This window comes from Mesorhizobium monacense (genome assembly GCF_056781675.1).
Genome location: NZ_CM165567.1, coordinates 5954272 through 5969302, shown reverse-complemented (window position 1 = coordinate 5969302; position 15031 = coordinate 5954272). Strand labels below are relative to the sequence as shown.

Below are 15031 nucleotides of genomic sequence, written 5' to 3'. Positions count from 1 at the left end.
TTTCAACGCCTTCGAACACTGATGCCACCGGAACTTCACAATCCACCGCACTGGCCAATGCCGCGCAATTTGCCTACGATCAAGTATTTATTGTGGCGGGGGTCTTGCATTCATGGATGACGTTGACGTCGTGATCATCGGCGCCGGCTCCGCGGGGCTCGCCGCCGCCAAGACCATTCGCGCCGCCGGCCTTTCCTTCAAAGTGCTGGAAGCGATGGGCCGCGTCGGGGGTCGCGCCTGGACCAGCGACCAGCATTTCGGCGTCCCGTTCGACATCGGCTGCGCCTGGCTGCATGCCGCGGACCGCAATCCCTATTTCCCCGAGGCCGAGGCCGCCGGCTGGACGCTTCACCATCACGACATGAATGTCGATCATCTCTATTACCGCCAGCGCAAGGCAAGCGAGGCTGAGGAGGCCGAGATGAAGGCCGCCGATGCGCGGCTGTTCGAACTGCTGGCCGCGCACCAGGTGGAGGAGGGCGACGATGACCGCCTTTCGGCACTGCTCGCCAAGGGACATGCGCCGCGCGCCGCCGCCACCTTCGCCGGGCCGATGGATTTCGGCGCCGACGAGGACGAAATATCGATCCGCGACTTCCAGGCCGCCGCCGATCTCGATCCCAATTATTTCAGCAAGGAAGGGTTTGGCGCCCTGGTGGCGCATTTCGGGGCCGACGTGCCGGTGGAACTGTCGACGCCGGTGCGAAAAATCCTCTGGGACGTGCCGGGCGTCGCCTGCGTCACCGATCGCGGCACCATCCGCGCCAAGGCGGTCATCGTCACCGCCTCGCCGGCGGTGCTCGCCTTCGAGGAGATCGAATTCTCGCCGGCGCTGCCCGATACGCATTTTTCCGCCTTCTTCGATCTGCCGATGGGCATGCTGACCAAGCTGCCGGTCGAGATCCGGGGTACCAGGCTTGGCCTGCAGCCCTTCGACGATCTCTTGATCGAGCGGCTGGCCAGGCACGACATCTACTTCCTCTGCTTTCCCTTCGATCTCGACCTGATGGTCGGCTTCGTCGGTGGCGATTTCGCCTGGGAGATGTCGGCTGCCGGTGAGGCGGCGGGCATCGACTTCGTCGTCGACCGGCTGTGCAACATCTTCGGGGCCGACACCCGCAAGCACGTCGCACGCGCCATGATGACCAATTGGGGCGGCGAGCGCTTCGTGCGCGGCGCCTATGCGGCGGCCCGCCCGGGACGTTCCGAGGCGCGCGCGACGCTGATGCAGCCGGTGGCGGAAAAGATCTTCTTCGCCGGCGAGCATCTGGCCGGTCCGCTCATCCAGACCTGCGGCGGCGCGCGCCTGTCCGGAGAGAGCGTGGCACGGCAGGTGGCCGCCTTGCTTGCAGCGGGATAGCGCCAGCTTCGATGTTGGACGACGGCCGGCATTTGGGCGGCCGGCGGTCCCACCCTATATGCTGGCTCTGATGGTTTTGAGAGCAAGATGAAGCTGTTCGACTGCCCGCATTGCGGCCACCGCCTCTATTTCGAGAACGCCCAGTGCCTGAGCTGCGCCAATCTCGTGCTCTATGATCCCGAGCAGGCACGCTTTACCTTGTCTGGTATCGACGGCGTCTTCCAATGCACCAATGCCGATGAATGCGCCTGCAACTGGCGGGCGGAGCCGGGCCAGGCTTTCTGCCGCGCCTGCGCGCTGAACCAGCTGATCCCGGACCTCTCGGTCGACGGCAACCGCCGGCGCTGGATCCGCGTCGAGGCGGCCAAGAAGCGCGCCATCTATTCGCTGCTCGCCTTCGGCCTGCCGACCGCGCCAAAGCACAACCCCGGCGACGAAGCCGGCCTTGCCTTCGACTTCCTTGCCGATCCGATCGGCGGCGGCCCCGGCGGCGAGCGTATCCTGACCGGTCACGACAATGGCCTGATCACGCTCAACGTCGCCGAGGCGGATTCGGCCGAACGCGAGAGGCGGCGCGTCGAAATGGGCGAGAACTACCGCACGCTGCTCGGCCATTTCCGCCACGAGCTCGGCCACTATTACTGGGACCGCCTGATCCGTGACGACCCGCAAAGGCTGGCAGCCTTCCGCGCCTTGTTCGGCGACGACCGCCCCGACTATGAGCAGGCGCTGCAGACCTACTATACCAATGGTGCTGCGCCAGACTGGCAGCAGGGCCACATCTCTGCCTATGCGACGTCGCACCCCTGGGAAGACTGGGCCGAGACCTTCGCGCACTATCTGCACATCACCGACACGCTGGAAATGGTGCATGCGCTGAATTTCCCGCTTGGCCGGCTGGAGACGGTTGACGCCGAGGCCTTGCCGCGCGGCGATACCGGCGGCGAACTGCAGGCCGCGCCTTCCGAGCCCGCCACCGTGCCCGAGCCCTTCGACAGGATCCTCGCCCGCTGGCTGGTGCTGTCGGAGGCGTCCAACTCGATCAACCGCTGCATGGGCCTGCCCGATCTCTATCCCTTCGTCATTTCCGACGTGACGGCGCGCAAACTGGACTTCGTCCACGCACTTTTGACCGGTTTGCCGAAAGAAACCGGAAAAATTCGTGAGCTAGTGTCGTGATTTCGAAGTTCGCTTGATTTCGATATCGGGCGCGGAGCGAACTGCGAAACCAAAACGACACTAGAATCAATAGGTTGCTGGCGTCCCCGATTCTGAAATCCGCACCTGCCCTTGATATCGAACACAAGCGAATTTCAGAATCGAGACACGAGTGCAGGCATTTTAGCCGGAACGCATAGAGCCTTGTTTCGTTTCCGTTCGCGAGGGAGTTCGAAGAACGGAGAGAAATCATGAAAGCCATACTGTTTCCGGCCATCGCCGGAGCGCTCGTCGCCATGTCGGGCGCGGCCTTGGCCGAAACCGCCGTTTCGGCTGTCACCGATCTCAACGTGCGCGCTGGCCCCGGCCCGCAATATCCTGTGATCGGCGTGCTGGCCGCCGGCCAGTCGGCGACGCTCCAAGGCTGCATCGCAAACAGCAAATGGTGCACCATCGCCGAGGCCAATGGCCAGGGCTGGGTCTATTCGGATTATGTGACGGCCGACTTCGGCGGCAATCAAATGGTGCTGACGCGCCGGCCGGTTGACGCTGATATCGCGGTTGTGACGCCGCCGAGTGACGATATCTATACCGATACCTATACCAGCGCCATTGTCGCGGCCGAACCGATCGACCCGATCGCAAGGCCGCCGGCCGAAGTTGGCACCTACGTCACGACGCACCGGCTTGATCCTGTGTATCTCGACGGCGAGGTGGTGACGGGCGCGACCTTGCCCGACACGGTCGAGCTGCGCGAAATCCCCGATTACGACTACCGCTACGTCTATGTGAACAACCAGCCGGCGCTGGTCGACCCCGGCACGCGGCGCGTCGTCTACGTCATGCGTGACTAGAACAATTCCAGGATTTCCGTCAGGAATTGCGTAAAAACAAAGAGTTGGAGCGGTTCGACGATCGATAGAATCGCCGAACCGCTCCAAGGGTCAGTGAAACGCGCGGCCGCCAGCGCTGGCGGCCGCTGCTCCTTTCGAGCTCAGCACATGCGCGGCCCGACGAGGATGATTGCGCGCGGAGCCCCGATCCCATAGATCATGCGTCGCGAATGCGTTCGGGCAGGGGAACCGCGTGATCATCGACAATGCCGCCTTCGAGCGTTTCCGGCGCTCGCCGAACGACAAGACGACCTTGCCGCGCCTGTTGCTCGGAAGCGCCATCGTCGTGCTGTTCTGGGTCGCGGCGACCTTGGCGGTGCTGCTCGGCGGCACCTATGTCTTCGTCGTCTCCCAGGCCCGGATGGGCGTCAGCCCGCCAGCCGCCGGGCCAGTGCAGGCTTTCCTGGTATCACCCGAAGGGATCCTTACCGCGTTGCTCTCCTTCGCCGGCATCTGGATCGGTCTGTGGGTTGCCATGCGCTGGGTGCACGGCGAGCCGCTGTCGGCGCTCGTCGGAGCCAGCCGCCGTATTTCGCGCCAGGGATTCCTCAAGGGCCTGGCGGCGGTGCTGATCACCTCGCTGCTCTCCGAGGTCATGCTCTATTGGCTGCAGCCCGAGATCGCGCGCGGCGCGATCAGCCTGTCGTCCTGGCTGCTGTTCCTCGTCCCGATCGTCGTGCTGGCCTTTCTGCAGACATCCTCCGAGGAGGCGCTGTTTCGCGCCTATCTGCTGCGCGGCCTGGCAAACCGGTTTCGCAACCCTCTCGTCTGGGTGTTGCTGCCGGTATTGCTGTTCACCGCGCTGCATTGGAGCGCGGCCTCGTCGCTCGCCATCAATGCCTGCGTGCTGGTCTCGATCGCCACCTTCGCGCTGGTCCTGACGCTTCTGGTCTATGCGACCGGCAATCTCGGGGCTGCCTTCGGCGCCCATCTCGGCAACAATCTGACCGGCTTCCTGCTGATCTCGCACCAGGCAGGCTATAATTCCTTTGCCCTGTTCAACGCCAAACCGCTGGAAGGCCCCGGCTGGACGACGTGGGACGCGGTTCTGATCGCCGCGATCGGCATCGTCAGCAGCCTGTTGACGGTATTGCTTCTGTTGCATCCGCGCTCGCCGCTGAAGCTCGGGCCGGACTGATGCGCATCACACTGGTGGTCAGAGGCGCCATCCCCTGCAAGGGCTATGGCGGCACCCAGCGCCAGGTCGAATGGCTGGCGAGCGAACTCGCCCGCCTCGGCCATCGGGTCGTGCTAATCGCCGACCCCGGCTCCAGCCATCCGCTGTGCGAAGTGCGGCAGGCGTCGTCGGCCGAGCAATGCCGGGCCGCCATCCCCGCCGACACCGATATTGTCCATTTCAACAGCTGGTTTATCGAGGTTCCCTTTCCGACCCTCAACACCGAGCACGGCTATACTCCAAACGAGCCCAGACGGCAGAAGAACTGGAGTTTCGTCAGCGCCAGCCATGCCCGCAACCACGGTCGCGAAACCTTCGTCCACAACGGCTTTCCGACCGAGGCCTATCGGCTGGCCGAAACCAGGACCGATCGTCTGATGTTCCTTGCCGGCATCGCGCGCGCCGGCAAGAACCTGAGCCGCGCCGTCGATCTGGCGAAAAAATTCGATCTTCCGCTCGACATCGCCGGCGGCTCGCGCTGGAAACTGCTCACGCGCAGCCAGGTGCGGCGTGAGGGCGTCTTCTTCAAGAGCCTCGGCAGCCGCTATCGCTTCCATGGCATCGTCGATGGCGACGAAAAGCTGCGACTGCTGGGCGAAGCGAGGGCCTTTCTCAATCCGATCGCCTGGGAAGAGCCGTTCGGCATGGCTTCGGTCGAGGCGATGCTGTGCGGAACGCCGGTGCTGACGACCCCGCGCGGCGCGCTGCCCGAGATCGTCGACGCCGACACCGGGCGCTTCTTCGACACGGACTCGGCGTTTGGCGAAGCACTGGCCGCCGTTGCCGACCTGTCCCCGCAGCGCTGCCGAGACTCGGCCGCCGCCCGGTTTCCGATCGCCCGGACCGCAAAGGGTTATCTCGACCTCTACGCGCGCATCCTCGACGGAGAGGTGCTGCCTTGAACCAGTCGTGAGGCCGGCGTTTGGACGCTCATCTCGGCCCAGACCTTGACTCCACGCCCGATTTCCTGTCTACACGCCGCGAATTCCGCGACGAGTATCCCTCCGAGCAAGCCGACCAGGACGCCGAAGCCTCTTTGAGGCGAGTGCCATAAATCGATCCTGGAGGCCAACACCCGGCAGCGCTGTGCGCCCCCGGGTGCTTTTTGGCTTTGCGCTCGCACGAGCTTTTGTTTGGACACTTGGCGCGAACGCACTACCTCTCGGGCACCATCCGGCTGCCTGAGAAAAAGGAAAAAGAATGTTTGATTCGCTTCAGGAGCGCACAAGAGGCGTGGAGGGCCATCGGCCCGACAGGGATCGCTATGAATCCAAGACGCTGTCGCGCGGCGGGTTGACCGATGTTTGAGTCCCTACAAGAGCGCCTTGGCTCCATCCTGAACGGCCTGACTGGCCGCGGTGCCCTGTCGGAGGCGGATGTCTCGGCAGCGCTGCGCGAGGTGCGCCGCGCGCTGCTCGAGGCCGACGTGGCGCTGGAAGTGGTGCGCTCCTTCACCGACAAGGTGCGCGAGAAGGCGGTCGGCGCCGCCGTTGTGAAGTCGATCAAGCCCGGCCAGATGGTCGTCAAGATCGTCCATGACGAGCTGGTCGCGATGCTGGGCGCCGAGGGCGTTGCCGTCGACCTCAACGCGCCCGCGCCCGTCGTGGTCATGATGGTCGGCCTGCAGGGCTCCGGCAAGACGACGACCTCGGCCAAGATCGCCAAGCGGCTGACCGAGCGCCAGAACAAGAAGGTCCTGATGGCCTCGCTCGACACGCGGCGCCCCGCCGCGCAGGAGCAGCTGCGCCAGCTCGGCGAGCAGGTGAAGGTGGCGACGCTGCCGATCATCACAGGTCAGAACCCGGTCGACATTGCGCGCCGCGCCGTGCAGGCGGCCAAGCTCGGCGGCCATGACGTCGTCATCCTCGACACCGCCGGCCGCACCCATATCGACGAGCCGCTGATGGTCGAGATGGCCGACATCAAGAAGGTGTCGAGCCCGCACGAGATCCTGCTGGTCGCCGACTCGCTGACCGGCCAGGACGCCGTCAATCTGGCCAAGAGTTTCGACGAGCGCGTCGGCATCACCGGCCTCGTTCTGACCCGCATGGACGGCGACGGCCGCGGCGGCGCGGCCCTTTCCATGCGCGCCGTCACCGGCAAGCCGATCAAGCTGATCGGCACCGGCGAAAAGATGGACGGGCTGGAGGAATTCCACCCCAAGCGCATCGCCGACCGCATCCTCGGCATGGGCGACATCGTCAGCCTTGTCGAGAAGGCCGCCGAAAACATCGACGCCGAGCAAGCGGCGGCGATGGCCAAAAAGATGCAGTCGGGCAAGTTCGACCTGAACGACCTCGCCGGCCAGCTTCAGCAGATGTCGAAGATGGGTGGCATGGGCGGCATCATGGGCATGATGCCGGGCATGGGTAAGATGAAGGACCAGATGGCCGCGGCCGGCCTCGACGACAAAATGTTCGGCCGTCAGCTCGCCATCATCTCCTCGATGACCAAGGCCGAGCGCGCCAACCCCGATATCCTCAAGCACTCGCGCAAGAAGCGCATCGCCGCCGGTTCCGGCACCGACGCGGCCGAGATCAACAAGCTGCTCAAGATGCATCGCGGCATGGCCGACATGATGAAGGCGATGGGCGGCAAGGGCAAAGGCGGCGGCCTCATGCGCGGCATGATGGGCGGCCTTGCCTCGAAGATGGGCCTCGGCGGCATGATGCCGGGCGGCCCCGGGGGCATGATGGGCGGCGGCATGCCGGATCTGTCGAAGATGGACCCCAAGCAGCTCGAAGCCTTGCAGAAGCAGGCGCAGGCGGCCGGTCTCGGCGGCATGAAGGGTCTTCCCGGCGGCCTCCCCGGTGGCGGTGGCCTGCCTGGACTGCCCGGCGGCATGAAGCTGCCCGGCCTGGGCGGCGGCGGCCTGCCCGGACTTGGGAAGAAGAAGTGAGGGCGTCATGAACGAGGATAAGGACATGGCCGACGCACGCACGATTCTTGCCGGCTACCGCGCTTCGATCGACAACATCGACGCTGCCCTCATCCATATGCTGGCCGAACGCTTCCGCTGCACCAAGGCTGTCGGCGTGCTGAAGGCCGAGCATGGCCTGCCGCCGGCCGATCCGGCGCGCGAGCAACAGCAGATCGCCCGCCTTCGCCAACTGGCCAAGGACGCGCATCTCGACCCCGATTTCGCGGAAAAATTCCTCAACTTCGTCGTCCGCGAAGTGATCCGTCACCACGAACAGATCGCCGCTGCCAACGGCGTGACGAAAACCGGCTGAGAACCAGCCTTAACCCAATCAATGAATCAGAGCTTTTAGGAGAAAAGAAATGGCACTGAAGATCAGACTGGCCCGTGCGGGCTCGAAGAAGCGTCCCTACTACCACGTCGTCGTCGCCGACGCCCGTTCGCCGCGCGACGGCCGTTTCATCGAGTCGCTCGGCTCGTGGAACCCGTTGCTGCCCAAGGACGGCGAGCGCGTCAAGGTTGACGCCGACCGCGTCAAGCATTGGCTGTCGCACGGCGCCCAGCCGACCGACCGCGTGCTGCGCTTCCTCGACGAGGCCGGCCTCGCCAAGCGCGACGCCCGCTCCAACCCGAAGAAGGCCGAGCCCGGCAAGAAGGCGCAGGAACGCGCCGCTTTGCTGAAGAAGGCGCAGGACGATGCCGCCGCCGCTGTTGCCGCCGCGGCCGCAGCGCCCGCCGAGGCGGAAGCCGCCACCGCCGAGTAATCCAGTTCCCTATCGCTTATAGGAACGGCGGGCTTTGGCCCGCCGTTTCTCATTTTCAGGGCATGCTCAGTCGCAGAAGGTCTCACGGGTTCAATAGCCCTCCGGGCAACGGGCGATGTAGGTGCGCCCATAGCGGTCCCGGTAGCGGCAGCGGTCCGGTTCGTTGGCCCGGCCGATCAGCGCACCGGCAACGGCACCGACGGCGCCACCGACGACTGCGCCTTCCACCGGATCATTTGCCACGGCAGCACCGATAGCAGCGCCACCCAGGCCGCCGACCGCGGCACCCTTTTCCGTTTGCGAGCAGGCCCCTAGCGGGACCAGCAGCGCCAGCAAAAGCAAGGTTTTTTTCATCGTCGTTCCTCTCCAAGGGGAGACCAACTTCACCCACCCTTGGGTCGATAACGTACGGAAGCGTGATTTGATCCGCCTGGAGCAATTCCAGGAAAAGTGCGCAGCGGTTTTCCGTCCGGAATTGCGTCAAAACAAAGAGATAGAGCGGTTCTGCGTTTCCGTGAAACGATGAGCCGCTCTGGGGAGCGACGCACCAATCGCCTTACTTTTCAACGGCTCGCTTCAGGTTGGCGAGTCCGGCCTCGAAATCCCTGCCGATCAGCGTGTCGAAATTCATGAACAGGCCCATCAGCTTGGCGATGAACGGCCGCCCGCCGCGCATCGCCCAGGTGACGGTCGTGTTCTCGCCCGACGGCGTCAGGGTGAAGTCGACGGTGTTGTTGGCCCTGAACGGCTTTTCGAAATCGAGCTTCAGCGCCACCAGCGACGACGGAACCGAATTGGTGATTTCCATGCGGCCGACCCCGGCCTTGCTGTTGCCTTGCCAGGCATAGGCCGCGCCCTTGCCGCTTTCGGCGCCGGAAAGCGTGCGCTTCATCTCCGGGTCGAGTTTTTCGTAAGGCGACCAGGTGGGCCAGCGCCTGAAATCGTTGATCAGTGGAAAGATCGCCTCGGCGGGCGCCTCGATGCCGGCCGAGCGGCTGACGACGAAATCGTTCGCCCGCGTCGCGGCATAGACGAGCACCGCGGCGATGATGGCGAGCAGAATGATGAGGATGGTGGCAAGCATTGTCCTATCCCTTCAATGGCTTAGCTGGCGAACAGCGCGCGCACCCTGGGGTCGCGCAGGAACAGGCCGCCCCACAGGATGACGCCCAGATAGACGCCGAACAGAACATGCGAAAACAGCGGGCTGCCGATGCGCACATGGGTGGCGACGGCGCCGCCCATATAGGCGGTGAGCAGGATGGCGCCGAGCACCGAGGTGCGCGGCAACGCATAGAGCGCGGTCGAAACCAGCCCGATGATGCCGAGCAGGCGCGCGGCATTGGCATCGGCCGGCCAGCCAAGCTGCGTCATGGTCTGGGTGACGATATCCAGCGGCGGCAGCTTGATGACGCCGTCGAAGATCATGAACAGCACGATGATCGTGCTGAGAACGCGGCCGGTCCACAGAGTACCGGATGAGATGGGCGCGGTTTGCGATACGGACATTGATGTTCCCTCCTGATGTTTCGAGCCCTTTTCACGAGGGTCGAGCCAAGGACGCGGCAGAGGGCGGCAATCCGACACGGGCCGGATTCTTTTTGGCGTCCGGCAGCGGTGGCGCCCGGTAAGCCATTACGACGGCTAGGAAAAATAGAACCTTTCGGCCGCAATCATTTTCGGCGGCGTCTCGCCCAGCGCCTCGAACACCGAGATCTCGCAGACGCGACAGAGGCCGTCCAGCGCAAGGTCGTTGGGCTGGGTGCCGAACGGATCCTCGAGCTCCTCCGAAAGCGCATCGAGGCCGAAGAACGTGTAGGCGATCAGCGCCGTGAACAGCGGCGTCGCCCAGCCGGCGGCGGAGGCCAGCCCGAACGGCAAAAGCAGGCAGAAGATGTAGGCGGTGCGCTGCAGGAGCAGCGTATAGGCAAAGGGCAGCGGCGTTCCGGCGATGCGCTCGCAGCCGGCTTGCGCGGCGGCGATCTCCGACAGCCGTTCATCGAGGATGCGATAACCGATCGTGTCGATGGCGCCGGCCTTGCGGAGCGCTGCGATACGTCCGCCCATCCGCCGCACCATGGCGTCCGGTGCATTGGCGGCCTTGGCGGCGCTTTCAACCTCGTCGCCGATGAAGGTGCGAGCTTCCGCCGTGGCATCGACCCGTCTGAGCAGACCGCGCAGAAAGTGGCAGAAGGCGGTCGCTTCCATCAACAGGCCGCGCAGTTCGGTCCGGTCCTCGATCAGCCCGGTCGAGGCACGCGCCAGGTTGCGAATGTCGAAGACAAGCTGGCCCCACAGCTTGCGTGCCTCCCACCAACGGTCATAGGCGGCATTGTTGCGAAAACCGAGATAGATCGACAGCGCGACGCCAAGCAGGGCGAAGGGTGCTGTGCCGGCATTGCCGAAGTCGAGCTTCAGCGCCCGCACGATCACCACCACCAGCGCACCATAGGCGGCGAAACCAAGGATCTGCGGCAGGATGCGCGGCACCACCGATCCGCGCATGATGAAGAACAGGTGCAGGAACCCCGGACGCGGGCGAACGATCATAAAAACCCCTTTCACCGGACCGGCGCCGGCCCTGAGCCGTCTATTGTGTGACAGCGCCCATGCGCAAGCTCAGCCGTCAACGACATCGCCATGTCGCCTTGCGAGGGCAGGGCCGTGCGCGTTATCGAAGTGAGCGAAACTGACGAAACTGGCGCAGGCGCTCAACGGCCGCCTGCTGCACAAGATCCGGAAGCACCGATGACTGGCGAGACCGACCTGAAAAAACTTCTGGCGACGATGACGCCGGAACTGCTTGCCGGCGTCCATGTCTTCGTCACCTTGCCGCCCGGTATGCCGGTTTCCGGCGCGCTCGAACCGGTAATGCTGTTTCGCGAGCGCGAGGGCACGACGCTGATCGTGCTGGAAGACGAAGCCAGGGCAGCTGGCCTCGACGCCGTATTCCCGTGCCGCATGATCACGCTGAACATCCATTCGTCGCTGGAGGCGGTCGGCTTCCTCGCCGCCATCACCGCGCGACTGGCCGGAGCCGGCATGGGTGTCAATCCGGTCTCGGCCTTTTATCACGATCACCTGTTCGTACCAGCCGACCGGGCGGAAGAAGCGCTGGCGCTGTTGCGCCAGCTGGCTGAGGACAGCCGGCTGTGACGCCGGAACCCCACTGCTACTTGAGACGCATGTGCTGCCGCTCATCCCCCTGCCGGGATCTTCTCCCCGTGAACGGGGAGAAGGGAGCTGTACGGCCAAAGGCCGAGCCCGCGACCGCGGGCTGCCGGTCGTCCGGCGCCCCCGCGGAGGGCCAGCCGCGTCAGCGGCGATACGGCCCGTGAGCGAAACCTGAATCGGCCGAAGGCCGAGCCCCGTGAGCGAGATTAAGCCGCCTTCTTCTTCGGCTGGATCAGTCCGCGCTCGACCAGCAGCTCGGCGATCTGCACCGCGTTCAGCGCCGCACCCTTGCGCAGATTGTCGGAGACGATCCACATCGACAGGCCGTTGTCGATGGTCGAATCCTCGCGGATGCGCGAGATGAAGGTGGCGTCCTCGCCGGCCGATTCGAGCGGCGTGATGTAGCCGCCGTCCTCGCGCTTGTCCAAGACCTGGCAGCCCGGCGCCTCGCGCAGGATATCGCGCGCCTCGTCGGCGGTGATCGGCTTTTCGAACTCGATGTTGACCGCTTCCGAATGGCCGATGAACACCGGCACGCGCACGCAGGTCGCCGTCAGCTTGATCTTGGGGTCGAGCATCTTCTTGGTCTCGGCCACCATCTTCCACTCTTCCTTGGTGAAGCCGTCGTCGAGGAAGACGTCGATATGCGGGATGACGTTGAAGGCGATGCGCTTGGTGAACTTCTTGACGTCGACCTGATCGGCGACGAACACGGCGCGCGTCTGCGTGAACAGCTCGTCCATGCCTTCCTTGCCGGCGCCCGACACCGACTGATAGGTGGCGACGACGACGCGCTTGATGGTCGCGAAATCGTGCAGCGGCTTCAGCGCCACCACCAGCTGCGCCGTCGAGCAGTTCGGGTTGGCGATGATGTTCTTGCGCGTAAACAGCGAAATCGCATCCGGGTTCACTTCCGGCACGATCAGCGGCACGTCCTGGTCGTAGCGGAAGGCCGACGAATTATCGATGACGACGCAGCCCTGCTTGCCGATCTTCGGCGACCATTCCTTGGAGACGTTGCCGCCGGCCGACATGATGCAGATATCGGTATCGGAAAAATCATACTGGTCGAGCGCCTTGACCTTCAGCGTGCGGTCGCCGAACGACACTTCCGTGCCCTGGCTGCGCCGCGAGGCCAGTGCCACAACTTCGCTCACCGGAAAGCCGCGCTCTTCCAGTATGTTCAGCATTTCCCGGCCCACATTGCCCGTGGCGCCGACGATCGCAACCTTGAAACTCATAAAGATCTCCTGTCCCTCTCCGCTCGGTTTTTGGAGAAAACCCGCCGGCCAATGCGGGTTCCGTCCCCCGGGCCGGACCCGGGAGAGGGTGGTTAGGCCAAGGGAATCACACCGTTTTGGTGGTGGTTTTGGCCGTGGTTTTGCTGGTACGAGGGGACGCGCCGACGCGCCCGGCCCAATGGTTCGCATTGTGGCCAGGGAAGTCGAATGCAAGAAGAGCCATCAAAAGGCCGCGCATCGAAAACGATCCCGTTCGATGCGGGCTTTTACGCGGTTTGCATAAAGAGTCAATTGGTGGCGCGACGCATGGTCGTCACGCCACCCTGTACAAGAGCGGCGGCACGAAGTACGAACGGCCAAGATTGTTTGGCTGGCGCGGCGCCGGCCCCGGCATGTGCTCCATGACGAGCGCAGACCCTGAATTCCGAAAGAGATAGATGTCCAGTTTCCAAGGTATTGTTCCTGCGCTTGCACAGGCGCTGGAAAAACGCGGCTATGCCGAGCTGACGCCGGTGCAGAAGGCGGTTCTCGCCCCCGAGCTCGGTGAGGCCGATGCACTGGTTTCGGCGCAGACCGGCTCCGGCAAGACCGTCGCCTTCGGCCTGGCGCTGGCGCCGACCCTTCTCGAAGGTGCGGAGCGCTTTGACCAGGCCGCGGCACCGCTGGCGCTGGCCGTGGCACCGACGCGCGAACTCGCCTTGCAGGTGACGCGCGAATTGCAATGGCTCTACGAGCTGACCGGCGCCACGGTGGCGTCCTGCGTCGGCGGCATGGACATGCGCACGGAGCGGCGCGCGCTGGAGCGCGGCGCCCACATCGTCGTCGGCACGCCCGGCCGGCTGCGCGACCACATCACTCGGCACGCTCTCGACATGTCGGCGCTGAAGGCCGTGGTGCTCGACGAAGCCGACGAGATGCTCGATCTCGGTTTTCGTGAGGACCTGGAATTCATCCTCGATGCCGCGCCGGCCGAGCGCCGCACCTTGATGTTCTCGGCCACCGTGCCGCGCTCCATCGCCACTCTGGCCCAGGGCTACCAGCGCGATGCGGTGCGCATCTCGGCCGCCGGCGAGGAAAAGCAGCATCTCGACATCGAATACCGGGCGCTGAACGTCGCGCAGGCCGACCGGGAAAACGCCATCATCAACGTGCTTCGCTACTACGAGGCCAAGAACGCGCTGGTGTTCTGCAACACCCGCGCCGCCGTCAACCATCTGACCGCGCGCTTCAACAACCGCAATTTCTCGGTCGTCGCACTGTCCGGCGAGCTCAGCCAGAACGAGCGCAGCCATGCCTTGCAGGCGATGCGCGACGGCCGCGCCAAGGTGTGCATCGCCACCGACGTGGCGGCTCGCGGCATCGACCTGCCCAACCTCGAACTGGTTGTTCATGCCGACCTGCCGACCAACCCGGAAACGCTGCTGCACCGGAGCGGACGAACCGGACGTGCCGGGCGCAAGGGCGTCAGCGCGCTGATCGTTCCGAACAGTGCCCGCAAGCGCACCGAACGGCTGCTGCAGAACGCCGGGCTCAAGGCGACATGGGCCAGCCCGCCGTCGGCCGACGATGTGATCCAGCGCGACGACGAGCGCATTCTTGCCGACCCGGCTTTCGACGAGCCGGTGAAGGATGACGAGCGCGCTTTCATCGACGCGCTTCTCGCTCGGCATGGCGCCGAACAGGTGGCGGCCGCCTTCGTACGCCAATGTCGCGCCAGCCGCTCGGCGCCCGAAGATCTCATGGACGTCGCACCCTTCACGCCGTCGGGCGAAAAGTTTGCCCGCCGCGACGAGACGCCCAGCCGCCGCGACGATTTCGGCGCCAGCGTCTGGTTCTCGCTGTCGGTCGGCCGCCGGCAGAATGCCGAGCCGCGCTGGCTGATCCCGATGCTGTGCCGCGCCGGCAACATCTCCAAGCGCGAGATCGGCGCCATCAAGATGCAGCCGGAAGAGACCTTCGTTCAAATCGCCGCCGACTGGGCCGACCAGTTCCTGGCGGCGATCGGCCCGGACCGCAAATTGCAGAACAACATCGTGGTGAAGCGGCTGGACGGCACGCCCGATCTGTCCCGAGCTGGCTATCAGCCGCCGCAGCCTGACAAGAAGCCGCATCGCGGCAAGCGGGCATTCGATCAGAATGCGCCGCAAAGTGCCCACAAGCCGAAATTCGACAAGCGCGCCGCGCCATCGGATGGGCAGCGCCCTCCGTTCGAGGCAAAGCCCTGGGCTGCGAAAGCAGGCAAGCCGAAATTCGACAAGGCCGGACCGCCAAAGCACAAGAAATCGAAAACCCGGCCGGGTTGATCGCCCGGTTTGTCATAGCGGCCGCCCGTTTCTCGCATGCC

At 64.6% G+C, this 15031-nt stretch carries 15 protein-coding genes; 10 read left to right on the top strand and 5 right to left on the bottom strand.

What is annotated here, in order from left to right; all coding sequences use genetic code 11:
• The first annotated feature begins 112 nt into the window (after positions 1–112).
• From AC1RUK_RS28590 to rpsP, 8 genes are all read left to right on the top strand, one after another.
• Positions 113–1360, top strand: coding sequence for a flavin monoamine oxidase family protein (locus tag AC1RUK_RS28590; RefSeq protein ID WP_481837955.1), 1248 nt, complete (start codon positions 113–115; stop codon positions 1358–1360).
• 87 nt (positions 1361–1447) lie between these two features.
• Positions 1448–2539, top strand: a complete 1092-nt coding sequence (locus AC1RUK_RS28585) for a zinc-binding metallopeptidase family protein (protein WP_481837956.1) — start codon at positions 1448–1450, stop codon at positions 2537–2539.
• Positions 2540–2769: 230 nt separating this feature from the next.
• Positions 2770–3372, top strand: coding sequence for a DUF1236 domain-containing protein (locus AC1RUK_RS28580; protein ID WP_481837957.1), 603 nt, complete (start codon positions 2770–2772; stop codon positions 3370–3372).
• A gap of 232 nt (positions 3373–3604) precedes the next feature.
• Entirely contained in the window at positions 3605–4549 is a 945-nt protein-coding gene (locus AC1RUK_RS28575) for a CPBP family intramembrane glutamic endopeptidase (RefSeq protein WP_481837958.1), read from the top strand.
• Positions 4549–5490 (top strand): glycosyltransferase, encoded by a 942-nt coding sequence (locus AC1RUK_RS28570; protein ID WP_481837959.1) that lies wholly within the window; start codon positions 4549–4551, stop codon positions 5488–5490. The genes AC1RUK_RS28575 and AC1RUK_RS28570 overlap by 1 nt, the downstream gene beginning before the upstream one ends.
• Positions 5491–5888: 398 nt before the next feature.
• Positions 5889–7487 carry a signal recognition particle protein gene (gene ffh / locus AC1RUK_RS28565; protein ID WP_481837960.1) on the top strand — a complete coding sequence of 533 codons (1599 nt, stop codon included), beginning with the start codon at positions 5889–5891 and terminating at the stop codon, positions 7485–7487.
• A gap of 7 nt (positions 7488–7494) precedes the next feature.
• Positions 7495–7821 (top strand): chorismate mutase, encoded by a 327-nt coding sequence (locus AC1RUK_RS28560; protein ID WP_120014507.1) that lies wholly within the window; start codon positions 7495–7497, stop codon positions 7819–7821.
• Between the two features lie 49 nt (positions 7822–7870).
• Positions 7871–8272 (top strand): 30S ribosomal protein S16, encoded by a 402-nt coding sequence (gene rpsP, locus AC1RUK_RS28555; RefSeq protein WP_006202710.1) that lies wholly within the window; start codon positions 7871–7873, stop codon positions 8270–8272.
• Positions 8273–8362: 90 nt separating this feature from the next.
• Here rpsP and AC1RUK_RS28550 read toward each other — a convergent pair whose 3' ends face one another.
• The 4 genes from AC1RUK_RS28550 to AC1RUK_RS28535 form a co-directional block, all read right to left on the bottom strand.
• On the bottom strand, positions 8363–8626 hold the full coding sequence (locus tag AC1RUK_RS28550; RefSeq protein ID WP_040582915.1) for a YMGG-like glycine zipper-containing protein: 264 nt from the start codon (positions 8624–8626) through the stop codon (positions 8363–8365).
• Positions 8627–8828: 202 nt separating this feature from the next.
• Positions 8829–9356 carry an SRPBCC family protein gene (locus AC1RUK_RS28545; protein ID WP_481837961.1) on the bottom strand — a complete coding sequence of 176 codons (528 nt, stop codon included), beginning with the start codon at positions 9354–9356 and terminating at the stop codon, positions 8829–8831.
• Positions 9357–9376: 20 nt separating this feature from the next.
• Positions 9377–9781: a DoxX family protein gene (locus AC1RUK_RS28540; RefSeq protein ID WP_481837962.1), complete on the bottom strand. Its 405-nt coding sequence runs from the start codon at positions 9779–9781 to the stop codon at positions 9377–9379.
• A 135-nt stretch (positions 9782–9916) separates the two neighbouring features.
• A complete protein-coding gene (locus AC1RUK_RS28535) occupies positions 9917–10822 on the bottom strand; it encodes a bestrophin family protein (RefSeq protein ID WP_481837963.1) in 906 nt (301 codons plus the stop codon).
• 198 nt (positions 10823–11020) lie between these two features.
• On the opposite strand from AC1RUK_RS28535, the gene AC1RUK_RS28530 reads away from it, so the two are divergent.
• Positions 11021–11428, top strand: coding sequence for an ACT domain-containing protein (locus AC1RUK_RS28530; protein ID WP_481837964.1), 408 nt, complete (start codon positions 11021–11023; stop codon positions 11426–11428).
• Positions 11429–11652: 224 nt separating this feature from the next.
• Here the strand turns inward: AC1RUK_RS28530 and AC1RUK_RS28525 are convergent, their stop codons facing one another.
• Positions 11653–12687 (bottom strand): aspartate-semialdehyde dehydrogenase, encoded by a 1035-nt coding sequence (locus AC1RUK_RS28525; RefSeq protein ID WP_436169903.1) that lies wholly within the window; start codon positions 12685–12687, stop codon positions 11653–11655.
• Between the two features lie 437 nt (positions 12688–13124).
• Here AC1RUK_RS28525 and AC1RUK_RS28520 point away from each other — a divergent pair, with 437 nt between their 5' ends.
• A complete protein-coding gene (locus AC1RUK_RS28520; RefSeq protein ID WP_481837965.1) occupies positions 13125–14990 on the top strand; it encodes a DEAD/DEAH box helicase in 1866 nt (621 codons plus the stop codon).
• Positions 14991–15031: the final 41 nt, after the last annotated feature.